The sequence below is a fragment of the Streptomyces sp. NP-1717 genome (genome assembly GCF_022695985.1).
GTDB lineage: Bacteria > Actinomycetota > Actinomycetes > Streptomycetales > Streptomycetaceae > Streptomyces.
Genome location: NZ_JAAPBF010000232.1, coordinates 1 through 11,489 on the forward strand (window position 1 = coordinate 1; position 11,489 = coordinate 11,489).

The following is an 11,489-nucleotide window of genomic DNA, read 5'->3' on the forward strand; positions in this document are numbered from 1 at the left end:
TCCCCGGCCCCGGTCCAGGTCCGGACTCCGGCCGAGCCCGCCACCGCCACCGACACCGGCACCGGCACCGCCGCTCACACCGATCCGCTCGCCCGTGAGCGCGCCCATCTCGGCGCCTCGCGCGCCGCCCTGCGCTCCATGCGCGAGGACGTCCAGTCCCTCGACATCCGCGACGTCACGGCGAACTGGGTCAACGCCGCCGTCCTCGAATCGCAGATCGAGGACCGCATCAAGGCCCTCGCCGACCTCTCCCACACCCCGCTCTTCTTCGGCCGCCTCGACTATCTGCACGCGGTCGGCGCCGACGAGGCCGAGGGCGCCGAGGGCGAGCGCTTCTACATCGGCCGGCGGCACGTCCACGACGCCGACGGCGACCCGATGGTCATCGACTGGCGCGCGCCCGTCTCGCAGCCCTTCTACCAGGCGTCCAAGAAGAACCCGCTGGACGTGGGCCTGCGGCGCCGTTTCGGCTACACGGCCGGCGAACTGACCGCGTACGAGGACGAACACCTCTCCGACCCCACGGAGGCGGCCCACTCCAGCAAGCTCCTCCAGGCCGAGATCGAGCGCCCGCGCGTCGGCCCGATGCGGGACATCGTCGCGACGATCCAGCCCGAGCAGGACGAGATCGTCCGGTCCGGGCTCGGCGGCTCCGTCTGCGTACAGGGCGGCCCCGGCACCGGAAAGACGGCGGTGGGCCTGCACCGGGTGGCGTATCTGCTGTACGCGCACCGCGAGCGGCTGGCCCGTACCGGCACGCTGGTCATCGGGCCGAACGCCTCCTTCCTCCACTACATCGAGCAAGTGCTCCCCGCGCTGGGCGAGTTGGAGGTCAAGCAGGCGACCGTCGACGAGCTGGTGGCGTCGGGGCCCGGCCAGGTACGGGTGCTGGGCACCGACAGCGCGGCGACGGCGGTCGTCAAGGGCGACGCCCGTATGGCGCGGGTGCTGCGCCGGGCGGTCCGCTCGCACGTCACGCTGCCCACGGAGCCCGTGATGGTGGTGCGCGGCTCCCGGCGCTGGCGGGTACCCGCGTACGAACTCGAAGAACTGGTACGGGAGTTGCTGGACCGCGACATCCGCTACGGCGCCGCGCACGACGCCCTGCCGCAGCGCATCGCGCACGCCGTGCTCGTACAGATGGAGAGATCCGGCGAGGCCCCCGACGACCGCGTGCAGGACGCGGTGGCCCGCAACCCCGCGGTGAAGGCGGCCGTGAAGGCGATGTGGCCCGCCGTCGACCCGGCGAAGCTGGTGCTGCGGCTGCTCTCCGACGCGGACTTCCTCGCCGAGCACGCGGAGGGGCTGCTGACGGACGACGAGCAGAGGGCGCTGCTGTGGGCGAAGCCGCCGCGCAGCGTGAGGACGGCGAAGTGGTCGTCGGCGGACGCGGTGCTGATCGACGAGACGAACGACCTGGTGTCCCGTACGCACTCGCTCGGCCATGTCGTACTGGACGAGGCGCAGGACCTGTCGCCGATGCAGTACCGGGCGGTGGGGCGGCGCTGCTCGACCGGCTCGGCGACGGTGCTCGGGGACCTAGCGCAGGGCACCACGCCCTGGGCGACGGCGAGTTGGGCGGAGGCGCTGGGGCATCTGGGCAAGCCGGACGCGGTGGTGGAGGAGCTGACGGCCGGTTTCCGCGTGCCGCGCGAGGTGATCGCCTACGCGTCGCGCCTGCTGCCCGCGATCTCGCCGGGGTTGACGGAGGTGGCGTCGGTACGTGAGTCCCCGGGCTCGCTGGAGGTACGCGCGGTGGACGCGGCCACCCTGGACGCGGCGGTCGTCGGCGCGTGCGGGGAGTCGCTGCGGCACGAGGGCTCGATCGGTCTGATCGCGGCGGACGCACGCGTCCCGGCGCTGGCCGCCGCCCTGTCGGCGGCGGGCCACGCGTACCTCGCCCCGGGCGAGGAGACGACGGCGGATTCCCGTCTCACCCTGGTCCCGGCGTCGCTGGCGAAGGGCCTTGAGTACGACTACGTGGTCCTGGACGAGCCGTCGGCGGTGGTCGCGGGCGAACCGGACGAACGCACGGGCCTGCGCCGCCTGTACGTGGCACTGACGCGAGCGGTCTCGGGCCTGACGGTGATCCACGGCGCCCCGCTGCCGGACCAGCTGGACACCGCTTCGGCGGGGTGGGCCGGGTAGGCGACACTGTCGGAGTGAATTCGAACGATGAGCCCGAGGCGGCGAAGACGGTGCCCGCGACGGATGCGCCGGGGGTGCGGGGCGGCGCTGCCGCGCCGCACGGGTCGGCGAACGCGGCCGACGCCGCCACGGAGGCGCCGGCCGCCCCGGGCGCCCCGGGCGACGTCGGTCCGGACGGAACCATAGGCAGGGGTCCGGCGGACGAGGTCGGCGTTGACGTCGCCGTGGGTCACGCCATCGGTACGAGCGACACGGGTGGTGCGCCGGCCGGGACGACGGCCACCACGGTCGAAGCGGACCGCACGGACACCGGTACGGGCACCTCCGCCGCCGGGGCGGCGGACACGAACGCGTCCGACGCCACCAATCCTGCCGCGCCGGACACGGCAAGCACCGTGGCCCCGGCCAGCACGAACAGCGTGGCCACTGGTACGGCCAACCCCGCCGCCTCCGCCGGAACGGCTGACACAGACACACCCGACGCCACCAACCCTGCCGCGCCGGACCCGGCCGACCCCGACACCACCCGCACCGCACCCCCCACCCGGCGGTTGTTCTGGTCCACCCTCGGTGTCGCCCTCGTGCTGTTGATCGTCGATCAGGCGTCCAAGTGGTGGGCCGTCGGTGCGCTGGGGGACTCGGAGTCCATCGATGTCGTCGGCGACGTCATCCGCTTCTGGCTCGTGTACAACCCCGGCGCGGCCTTCTCCATGGGCACCGGAGTGACCTGGGTATTCACGATCTTCGCCGGTGTCGCCGTCGTGGCCATCGCCTGGTACGCGTGGCGTGTGCGCTCCACCCCGTGGGCGTACGCGCTCGGGCTCCTCCTCGGCGGCGCCACGTCCCACTTCGGCGACCGGCTCTTCCGCGAGCCCGGATTCGCGCGCGGGCACGTGGTCGACTTCATCGACTACGCGGGCTTCTTCGTCGGCAACGTCGCCGACATCGGGATCTTCGCCGGAGCCGTGAGCATCGTGGTGCTGTCGTTCAAGGGCATAGAGGCGGTCGACCGCGACGCCGTCGACAAGCCGGCCGACTGACGTCGTCGAGCGCCGGACGGGCCCAGGTACGGCCCGTCCGGCGCCATCCGCGAGGCCGGGCCCTGCCGTTACACGTCGATCGCCTCGCGCCACTGCCGTACCGTCGCCTCGTCCACCGGCGCCCCCCAGCCGTTCGGCCGCGCCGCGCCGCCGATGTGGAAGGCGTTCAGACCGCCCGCGCGCAGTTGCGGCAGGTGGTCCAGCCGCAGGCCGCCGCCGACGAGGAGTTCGGGTCCGTAACCCGGCTCACCGAAAGCCGCGGACTCCGCCTCGGCCAGCAGGACCGGGATGCCCGCGTCGACCCCGTGCGCCGAACCGGCCGTGAGGTACGTGTCCAGGCCGGGCAGGTCCGCGAGCTGCTTGCGCAGCGAGTCGCGGTCCGCCGCGCGGTCGATCGCCCGGTGGAACGTCCAGCGGCAGGGGTCCAGCTCGGCGACGAGCCGTTCGACCGTGACGAGGTCCACGTTGCCGGCGATGTCGAGGAAGCCGAGTACGAACTCGTCCGCGCCCTCGACCCGCATGGCGTCCACGGATTCCACCAGCACGTCCACCTCTTCCGGTGAGCCCGCCGCGAACCCGTCCTGGAGCCTCAGCATCACGCGCAGCGGGATGTCGACGGAGGCACGGATCTTGGCGAAGGTCTCGACCGGCGGGGTGAGACCGTCCGCCGCCATGTCGGTGACCAGCTCAAGACGGTCCGCCCCGCCCGCCTGCGCCGCGACGGCGTCCTCGGCGTTGAGGGCGATCACCTCCAGGACTGCACGCTTGCTCATGGGAACCCATTCCGTTCGGGAGGCTAGGAAGCCGGGCCAGGACGTCGGACGACCGGTCGGCGGTCGGCCCGTCGCAGATCTATAGGTCGGTCTCTATAGGTCTAGTCCAATAGTCAGCCTACGACGCCGCACGGCGCGTTCGCATCACCAAACCTCCACCACACCACATCGGCGGCCCCGCGCCGCCACGGAGGCCCGCGACAGGCGCACACCCCGCCCGACTGTGAGGTTCGTCGCGGAAGGCGGGACCCGATCGCCGTACGGGAGGGCATATACCCCATGGGGGTATCAGATCGAACCAGGAACTACCCTTGCTTCACATAGGGGCGAGGGGTATACATGGAAGGAGAAGGAGATACCCCCTAGGGGTATCCGGACGCAACACGGAGGAGAATGCCAGTCATGACCACCACACCGGCAACCGACACACCCGCCGAGGCCCCCGGCACCGTCAAGGTCGATGTCGAGCTCGCCATCGGTGGCATGACCTGCGCCTCGTGCGCGGCCCGTATCGAGAAGAAGCTCAACCGCATGGACGGCGTCGAGGCGACCGTCAACTACGCGACCGAGAAGGCGAAGGTCAGCTACTCGGAGGGCGATCTCTCCGTACAGGACCTGATCGCCACCGTCGAGAAGACCGGTTACACCGCCGCCGAGCCACCCCCGCCCCTACCGATGGGCGGCAGCGGTACGAACACGAAATCCGGCGCCGCCGGGACCGGGACCGGGACCGACCGTACCGACCGGGCCGACGACGGACTGCGCACGCTGCGGGAGCGGCTGATCACCGCCGTCGTCCTCTCCGTGCCCGTCATCGCGATGGCCATGGTGCCGGCGTTGCAGTTCGAGTACTGGCAGTGGCTGTCGCTGACGCTGGCCGCCCCCGTCGTCACCTACGCCGCGTGGCCGTTCCACCGTGCGGCGTGGACGAACGCGCGGCACGGCGCGGCGACGATGGACACCTTGATCTCGGTGGGCACGTCGGCGGCGTTCGCGTGGTCCCTGTGGGCACTGTTCTTCGGGACGGCGGGCACCCCGGGGATGACGCACCCCTTCGAGCTGACGATCGCGCGGGGCGACGGCGCGGGGAACATCTATCTGGAGGCGGCGGCCGGTGTCACCGCGTTCATCCTGGCCGGCCGGTACTTCGAGGCCCGGTCCAAGCGCAAGGCCGGCGCCGCGCTGAGGGCGCTGATGGAGCTGGGGGCGAAGGAGGTCACCGTCCTGCGGGACGGCCGCGAGACGACCGTTCCGACCGGTGAACTCCTGGTCGGTGACCGGTTCGTGGTCCGGCCCGGCGAGAAGATCGCCACCGACGGCACCGTCAGCGAAGGCACCTCGGCCGTCGACGCCTCCATGCTCACCGGCGAATCCGTCCCCGTCGAGGTCGCACCGGGCGACACCGTCACGGGAGCGACCCTCAACGCCGGCGGACGCCTCGTCGTCACCGCCACCCGGATCGGCGCCGACACCCAACTCGCCCGTATGGCCCGCATGGTCGAGGACGCGCAGAACGGCAAGGCCGCCGCCCAACGGCTCGCCGACAGGATCTCCGCCGTGTTCGTCCCCGTCGTCATCGCCCTCGCCCTGGGCACCCTCGGCTTCTGGCTCGGCAACGGAGCGGGCCTCACCGCCGCGTTCACCGCGGCCGTCGCCGTACTCATCATCGCCTGCCCCTGCGCCCTGGGCCTGGCGACCCCCACCGCCCTCATGGTCGGCACCGGACGCGGCGCGCAGCTCGGCATCCTCATCAAGGGCCCCGAAGTCCTCGAATCGACGCGGAAGGTCGACACGGTCGTCCTCGACAAGACGGGCACCGTCACCTCCGGCCGTATGACACTCCTGAGCGCCCACGCCGCCCCCGGCACCGGGGAACGGGAACTGCTGCGCCTGGCCGGCGCCCTGGAACACGCCTCCGAACACCCCATCGCCCGCGCGATCGCCACCGGTGCCGCCGAGCGCACCGGGCCCCTGCCCACCCCCGAGGACTTCGCGAACCTCCCCGGTCTCGGTGTCCAGGGCATCGTCGAAGGCCACGCGGTTCTCGTCGGCCGCACGAAACTCCTCGCCGAGTGGGAGATCCGCCTCCCCGGCGAACTCACCGCCAGGAAGGAGGAGGCGGAGCGGCAGGGCCGTACGGTCGTCGCGGTCGCCTGGGACGGCGAGGCACGCGGCATCCTCGAAGTCGCCGACGCCGTCAAGGACACGAGCGCCGAGGCGATCGGCCGGCTGCGCGCCCTCGGCCTGACGCCCATCCTCCTCACCGGCGACAACAGGACCGTCGCCGAAGCCGTCGCGGCCGAGGTCGGCATCGAGAAGCAGGACGTCTTCGCCGAGGTCATGCCCGAGGACAAGGTCGACGTGGTCAAGCGCCTCCAGGAGGAGGGCCGGTCGGTCGCGATGGTCGGCGACGGGGTCAACGACGCCGCCGCCCTCGCCCGGGCCGACCTCGGCCTCGCCATGGGCACCGGCACGGACGCCGCCATCGAAGCCGGCGATCTCACCCTCGTCACCGGTGACCTCCGCGCCGCCGCCGACGCCATCCGCCTCTCCCGCCGCACCCTCGGCACCATCAAGAGCAATCTGTTCTGGGCGTTCGGCTACAACGTCGCGGCGCTGCCCCTCGCCGCCGCCGGACTCCTCAATCCCATGATCGCGGGCGCCGCCATGGCCTTCTCCTCCGTCTTCGTCGTCGGCAACTCCCTGCGGCTCCGCGGCTTCAAGGCATCCGTCTGAGCGGTCCGGCGGGCCGGCTCCTGGTTCCGGCGTTGGTCCAGACCAAAGCCTTGACAGGGTGGCGCTTCACTTCTTAGATCGAAGAGGTGAAGCGCTTTCTGTCGTTTCCCGATCCACCTGTCTGTCATATACATGACACTCCCCCACTCAGGAAGGGATCGTCACATGCTCACCAGGACACGTCTCGCACGAGGCCCGGTCCGCCTCTTCCTCCTGCTCGCCGTCCTCCTCGGACTGGCCGCCGTACCCGCCGTCGGCCCGGCGGCATCGGCGGCGGCGCCCCCGGCGCAGAAGGCCGCGGACTTCCATGTCCTCGGTTTCTACAGCGGAACCTGGGACGCCGCGCACATCAACTTCGTACAAGAGGCGAACAAGTGGTTCCCCCAGACGGCCGCGGCCAACAACTTCTCGTACGAGTCGACCAACAACTGGAACCGGCTGACCGGTAGCGGTCTCCAGGGCGTGGACGTCGTCCTGTTCCTCGACGACCTGCCGAAGAGCGCCGCCCAGCGTTCGGGCTTCGAGCAGTACATGCGCGACGGCGGGGGCTGGATGGGCTTCCACGTCGCCGCGTTCACGACGGGCGCCCAGGAGTGGCCCTGGTACCACAACGAGTTCCTGGGCAGCGGGAACTTCAAGTCCAACACCTGGGGCCCGACCACCGCCAAGCTGAAGACCGAGAACTCCTCGCACCCGTCGCTCGCCGGCGTTCCGGCGACCTTCACCTCGTCGGTCAGCGAGTGGTACAGCTGGTCGAACAACCTCCGGTCGAACCCCGCCATCAAGGTCCTCGCCTCGGTCGACCGGTCGGGCTTCCCGCTCGGCACCGACCCCAACCAGTCCTGGTACAGCGGGGATTACCCCATCCTGTGGACCAACAGCAACTACAAGATGCTGTACGCGAACTTCGGCCACAACGCCATGGACTACAACACCAACACCGGCCTGTCGTCCACGTTCGACAGCGCGACGCAGAACCGCTTCGTGGTCAACGGACTGAAGTGGCTGGCCGCGCGGTGACCCGCCGGGCCACCGGCCGCTGACCGGCTCCGGGTCAGACGAGGCCGGTGACCGTCACCGTGACCGTGACGTCGGTACGGCGCGAGTCACCGGCCTCCGCCACCGCCCCGAGCACCGCCTCCCGCACCGCACGCGTCACATCCAGCGTGCGGTGCGCGCGGCCGCGCACGCTCCGCCTCCCCCGCCCCGGTCTCGCACTCCGTACCCGGGCGCTGACGGCCGCCATGGAGGAGCGGACGGAGCGGATCCCGGGGGGGGGAGCCGCGCCCGGGTGACCCTGCGCGGCCGTCCGCGCGGCCTGCGCGCGACCTTCTCCGTACGCCTGGAACCGGACGCCGTCCCGGCGGACGTCGTACGGCGCATCGACGCGGGCCCGGTCGCGGACGCGCGCACGAGCGGCGAGGGCACGGGGCGCGTGGACGCGGTCGTACGGCTCCGGGCCCCGGTCCGCGGCCCCGCGCGGGGGATCCGCCGCGCCGACACCACACGTGCGCCGCTGCTCTGAGCCGCGTCGGACGCCACCGGCAGGGCACCCTGAGGTCAAGCACCACGGCGGAACGGCCGCAGGCCGGCCACAGCGCCGCCATGCCCGGCCCGATCACCGACCGCGACCGCCGAACACCGAACGGGGAGACGAGAGTGCCCAAGTCCCGCCCGGCACACGCCTGGTGGCACCCGCATCCACCGCGCGCCAAGCGTCCCCCGCGCGACGCCCGCCGGTTCGCCCGCGCGCTGCGGCGCACCCCGATCGCGCTGTGGCGGGACGACGCCACCGACTGGGCCGCCGCGCTCACGTACTACACCGTCCTCGCGATCATCCCCGCGCTCCTGGTGACCGTGGCGTCCATCGGCCTCGCGGGTACCGACGCGACGGGTGAACTGGCCGACCAGATCACCTCCCTCGTCCCGGCCCAGTCCCGGCACCTCATCAGCGAGGCGCTCAGCCAGATGACCCACCAGCGCACCGCTGCCTGGCTGCTGGCGTTCTTCGGCACGGTCGGCGCGCTCTGGTCGTCCTCCAGCTACCTCAGCGTCTTCCGCCGCGCGCTGCACCGTATGAACGGCGCCGTCGACCACCATCCGCCGTGGCGCAAGGCCCCGCGCATCGTGCTCACGGCGTGCGCGCTGCTCGCGCTCCTCGTCACGAGCGCGTTCACGCTGGTGCTGACGGGCGACGCGGTTCACCGCATCGGCCCGCTGCTGGGCGTCGGGAGCACGACGACCGTGCTGTGGACGGTGCTGAAGTGGCCGCTGTTGCTGGCGCTCGCGGCCGTCCTCGTCCTCATCGTGTTCCGTACGGGCCCGCCCGGTACCCGCCATCTGCGCAGCGCGCTGCCCGGCGGGGTGCTCGCGGTGCTGCTGTGGCTGCTGATGTCGGCGGGATTCGCGCTCTACGCGGCCCACTCGGGGACGTACAGCCGGCTCTACGGCTCGCTCGCGGGCAGCATCGTCTTTCTCGTCTGGCTGTGGCTGTCGAACCTGTCGCTGGTGGCGGGCGCCCAGTTCAACGCGGAGCTGGCCGCCGGGGACAGGGCTCTAAGCTCTCCACCCATGTCCGTTCACGACGCCCTCCGCAGCCGCTGGCTGCGCACCCTCGACGCGGTCCGGGACGAGGAGAACGCGCCCGGCCCGCTCCCCGATCCCCTCCCCTACGCCGAGAACCTCATGGCCCGCTGGGCCGAGCCGCAGCGCCGGTACCACGACACCGATCACCTCCTGGCGGTCCTGGACCACATCGACACCCTGGCCACGTACGCGGCCGATCCCGAAGCCGTACGCCTCGCCGCCTGGTTCCACGACGCCGTCTACCGCCCCGACCGCTCCGAGAACGAGGAGCGCAGCGCCGTCCTCGCCGTCCGCGCGCTCGGCGAGGCGGGCGTGCGGTCCGATGTCACGGAGGAGGTCGCCCGCCTCGTCCGCCTCACCGTCACCCACGATCCGGCGCCCGGCGACACCAACGGCGAGGTGCTGTGTGACGCGGATCTCGCGATCCTCGCGGCGGAACCGGAGGCGTACGAGGCGTACACGCGCGCCGTACGGGAGGAGTACGGCTTCGTCCCGGACGACGCCTTCCGGGCGGGCCGGGCGGCCGTACTGCGCCAACTCCTCGGCCTGGAGAGGCTGTTCAGGACGCCGCACGGTGCGGCGCTGTGGGAGGGACGGGCCCGCGCGAACCTCACGGCCGAGCTGGAGACGCTCACCCGCTGACCGGCGCGGCCAGGAATGACGGAGCGGGGGCCGGTGGTTGTACGTGCCATGCCTGACTCCGCTCCCGTCGCGCCCAGCCGCGCCCGCATGCCACTCGCCGTGTACATACTCGGGCTCTCCGTCTTCGCCCTCGGAACCAGCGAGTTCATGCTCTCCGGACTGCTGCCGCCGATCGCCGACGACATGGACGTCAGCATCCCGCAGGCGGGTCTGCTGATATCCGCCTTCGCGATCGGCATGGTGGTCGGCGCCCCGCTGCTCGCCGTGGCGACGCTGCGGCTGCCGCGCCGTACGACGCTCATCGCGCTGATCTCCGTCTTCGGCCTCGGCCAGGTCGCGGGCGCGATCGCGCCCAACTACGAGGTGCTGTTCGTCTCACGCGTCGTCAGCGCGTTCGCGTGCGCGGGATTCTGGGCGGTCGGCGCGGCGGTCGCCATCGCGATGGTGCCGCAGACCTCGCGTGCCCGCGCGATGGCCGTGATGATCGGCGGGCTGTCGATCGCGAACGTGCTCGGGGTGCCGGCGGGGGCGTTCCTCGGTACGCATCTGGGCTGGCGTTCCGCGTTCTGGGCGGTGGGCGCGGCTTCCGCGATCGCGCTGGTCGGTGTCGCGACGCTGATCCCGCGCATCCCACTGCCGGAGCGGAAGCCGGAACTCCGGCGCGAGCTGCTGATCTACCGGGACCGCCAGGTCTGGCTCGCGATCGCCATCACGGCGCTCGCGGCGGGCGGGGTCTTCTGCGCGTTCTCGTATCTGGCCCCGCTGCTGACGGACGTGGCCGGTCTCGACGAGGGCTGGGTCCCGACGGTGCTCGCGCTGTTCGGTGTCGGCGCGCTGATCGGCACGGTGATCGGCGGCCGGGTCGCGGACGCGCACCTCTTCGGGGTGCTGCTGAGCGGTGTGGTGGCGTCGACGGTGTTCCTGGCCGCGCTGGCACTCCTGGCGTCGAGCGCGGTCGCGGTGGTGGTGCTGTCGCTGCTGCTCGGTTTCTCGGCGTTCTTCACGGCGCCGGCGCTGAACGCCCGGATGTTCAACGTGGCGGCGGCGGCCCCGATCCTGGCGGGCGCGACGGCGACGTCGGCGTTCAACCTCGGCAACACGGGTGGCCCGTGGCTGGGCGGCACGGTGATCGACGCGGGCCTCGGCTTCGCCTCGACGGCGTGGGCGGGGGCGGCGATGACGGTGCTGGCGGTGGGCCTGGTGACCCTCGCGATGCGCCACCAGCGCCCGGGCGGCACCCGCGTGATCGCGAAGGGAACGAACCAGACCCACCCGGCGACCGAGAACGCTTTTCAAGCCCGTCCGGCGATTGAGGACACCCGGCCACGGCCCGCACCGTGAAGACAACCCCGGCCACCCCAAGCCCGCCGGCGATTGAGGGCCCTTTCCCAGCCCGTCCGGCGATTGAGGACACCCCGCCGCGGCCCGCACCGCGAAGACAACCCGGCCATCTCCAGCCCGCCCGGCAATTGAGGGCACGCGCCTTTCCAGCCCGTCCGGCGATTGAGGACACCCGGCCACGGCCCGCACCGTGAAGACAACCCCGGCCATCTCCAGCCCGTCC

General features: G+C 71.9%; 8 protein-coding genes and 2 pseudogenes. 8 read left to right on the forward strand and 2 right to left on the reverse strand.

Going from position 1 to position 11,489, the window contains the following annotated elements:
- Positions 1–138: 138 nt before the first annotated feature.
- Together GXP76_RS30110 and GXP76_RS35935 are read left to right on the forward strand one after the other, a co-directional pair.
- Positions 139–2,148 (forward strand): ATP-binding domain-containing protein, encoded by a 2,010-nt coding sequence (locus GXP76_RS30110; protein WP_242574790.1) that lies wholly within the window; start codon positions 139–141, stop codon positions 2,146–2,148.
- Positions 2,149–2,162: 14 nt separating this feature from the next.
- The gene (locus tag GXP76_RS35935) at positions 2,163–3,188 is read left to right on the forward strand and encodes a signal peptidase II (protein WP_242574785.1); all 1,026 of its coding nucleotides are present in this window, start codon (positions 2,163–2,165) and stop codon (positions 3,186–3,188) included.
- Positions 3,189–3,256: 68 nt separating this feature from the next.
- Here the strand turns inward: GXP76_RS35935 and GXP76_RS30120 are convergent, their stop codons facing one another.
- Positions 3,257–3,961, reverse strand: coding sequence for a copper homeostasis protein CutC (locus GXP76_RS30120; protein WP_242574786.1), 705 nt, complete (start codon positions 3,959–3,961; stop codon positions 3,257–3,259).
- A 402-nt stretch (positions 3,962–4,363) separates the two neighbouring features.
- Between GXP76_RS30120 and GXP76_RS30125 the strand changes: the two genes are divergently transcribed.
- Entirely contained in the window at positions 4,364–6,697 is a 2,334-nt protein-coding gene (locus tag GXP76_RS30125; RefSeq protein ID WP_242574787.1) for a cation-translocating P-type ATPase, read from the forward strand.
- Between the two features lie 165 nt (positions 6,698–6,862).
- A pseudogene (locus GXP76_RS30130) lies at positions 6,863–7,705 on the forward strand (ThuA domain-containing protein); the annotation flags it as partial.
- 46 nt (positions 7,706–7,751) lie between these two features.
- On the opposite strand, the gene GXP76_RS35755 reads toward GXP76_RS30130, so the two are convergent.
- The gene (locus GXP76_RS35755) at positions 7,752–7,886 is read right to left on the reverse strand and encodes a hypothetical protein (RefSeq protein WP_277993985.1); all 135 of its coding nucleotides are present in this window, start codon (positions 7,884–7,886) and stop codon (positions 7,752–7,754) included.
- Positions 7,887–7,988: 102 nt separating this feature from the next.
- Between GXP76_RS35755 and GXP76_RS30135 the strand changes: the two genes are divergently transcribed.
- The 4 genes and pseudogenes from GXP76_RS30135 to GXP76_RS30150 all read left to right on the forward strand — a co-directional run bounded on the left by GXP76_RS30135 (position 7,989) and on the right by GXP76_RS30150 (position 11,266).
- Positions 7,989–8,222 (forward strand): hypothetical protein, encoded by a 234-nt coding sequence (locus GXP76_RS30135; protein ID WP_242574789.1) that lies wholly within the window; start codon positions 7,989–7,991, stop codon positions 8,220–8,222.
- 80 nt (positions 8,223–8,302) lie between these two features.
- Positions 8,303–9,178 (forward strand): annotated as a pseudogene (locus GXP76_RS30140) (YihY/virulence factor BrkB family protein); the annotation flags it as partial.
- A 90-nt stretch (positions 9,179–9,268) separates the two neighbouring features.
- Positions 9,269–9,925 (forward strand): hypothetical protein, encoded by a 657-nt coding sequence (locus GXP76_RS30145; protein ID WP_242574791.1) that lies wholly within the window; start codon positions 9,269–9,271, stop codon positions 9,923–9,925.
- 87 nt (positions 9,926–10,012) lie between these two features.
- Positions 10,013–11,266 (forward strand): Cmx/CmrA family chloramphenicol efflux MFS transporter, encoded by a 1,254-nt coding sequence (locus GXP76_RS30150; protein WP_242574792.1) that lies wholly within the window; start codon positions 10,013–10,015, stop codon positions 11,264–11,266.
- Positions 11,267–11,489 lie beyond the last annotated feature (223 nt).

Bases quoted from the DNA above. Each gene is read 5' to 3' on its own strand.
- GXP76_RS30110 (WP_242574790.1), top strand. From the start codon at position 139: ATGCGCGAGGACGTCCAGTCCCTCGACATCCGCGACGTCACGGCGAAC.
- GXP76_RS30120 (WP_242574786.1), bottom strand. From the start codon at position 3,961: ATGAGCAAGCGTGCAGTCCTGGAGGTGATCGCCCTCAACGCCGAGGAC.
- GXP76_RS30125 (WP_242574787.1), top strand. From the start codon at position 4,364: ATGACCACCACACCGGCAACCGACACACCCGCCGAGGCCCCCGGCACC.
- GXP76_RS30145 (WP_242574791.1), top strand. From the start codon at position 9,269: ATGTCCGTTCACGACGCCCTCCGCAGCCGCTGGCTGCGCACCCTCGAC.
- GXP76_RS30150 (WP_242574792.1), top strand. From the start codon at position 10,013: ATGCCACTCGCCGTGTACATACTCGGGCTCTCCGTCTTCGCCCTCGGA.